The 1,149-nt window shown below is 66.8% G+C and carries 1 protein-coding gene; it reads left to right on the top strand.

Annotation, left to right across the window (positions count from 1 at the left end; genetic code table 11):
* Positions 1 to 1,041: IS4 family transposase (locus tag ACFWTE_RS30000; protein ID WP_378783330.1), on the top strand; the 1,041-nt coding region annotated here is incomplete at its 5' end.
* Between the last annotated feature and the right edge of the window lie 108 nt (positions 1,042 to 1,149).

Below are 1,149 nucleotides of genomic sequence, written 5' to 3'. Positions count from 1 at the left end.
GGACGGTTCGCTGGCAGACGCCTGGTCGCGATCGACGGCACCCAGATCGCGCTGGCGGACACACCCGCGAACCTGACCGTGTTCCCCAAGGCCAAGGCCGGACCGAACGGGCCGCCCGGCTACCCGATGCTGCGTCTGGTCACACTGGTGGCCTGCGGGACCCGAACCCTCATGGACGCTGTCTTTGGCACCGACGCGACCGGCGAGCTGACCTACGCCACCGACCTGGTCACCACTGCGGGCACGACCGGAACGCTAGGGCCCGGGACGATACTGCTGGGTGACCGGAACTTCTCAGCCACCGGGTTCGTGGGCACGGTCGCGTCCACGGGCGCGGACTTCCTCATCCGCGCCAAGACCCACCGCACAGCGCTCAAGCTGCCGGTCCTGCGCCGTCTGCCCGACGGCACGTTCCTGTCCCGCGTAGGTGAGGTCACCGTCCGCGTCATCGAGGCCACCATCACCCTGGCCCCTGCGGATGGCACCAGCGAGCGCACCGCCACCCACGACCACTATCGGCTCCTGACCAGCCTGCTCGACCCCGAGGAGGCACCCGCCACCGCTCTGGTCTCGATCTACCACGAACGCTGGGAGATCGAGACCAGCTACTGCGAGCTGAAATCGACCGTTCTGGGAGGCCGAGTCCTGCGCGGCCGCCACCCAGCAGCCGTGACCCAGGAGACCTGGGCGCTTTTGGTCGCCTACCAGGCACTACGCACGGCGATGAGCGACGCCCTCCTGCACCGGCCCGGCATCGACCCCGACCGCACCGCGTTCACCATCGCGCTGAGCACCGCACGTGACCAGATCATCCGTGCTGGTGGCATCATTCCTGCCACCCGGATTGACCTGGTCGGCCGGATCGGCGCCGCCTTGCTCAACGGCCTCCTACCCGACCGACGACAACGGTCCCGGCCCCGCGTGAAGAAGCGGGCCATCAGTTCCAAGTACCGCGCCGTTGGCCGCAACATCGACCACCGAACCCACAAGACCATCGTCCACATCAAGATCAATGCCTTGCCAAGCCCACCAGATGACTAACCGAACGGCATTGCACCTAGTGTCCTGAGTCGTTAATTCGTCGGCAGTACGCTGCGAGGGATTCGAGGATCTCCTCGGCCGTCTTGTGCCATACGAACGGCCGGGGAT

The organism is Nocardiopsis sp. NPDC058631, assembly GCF_042716955.1.
Lineage (GTDB): Bacteria > Actinomycetota > Actinomycetes > Streptosporangiales > Streptosporangiaceae > Nocardiopsis.
Note: the sequence above shows the minus strand (reverse complement) of the source record. Positions and strands in the feature narration are given on the sequence as shown.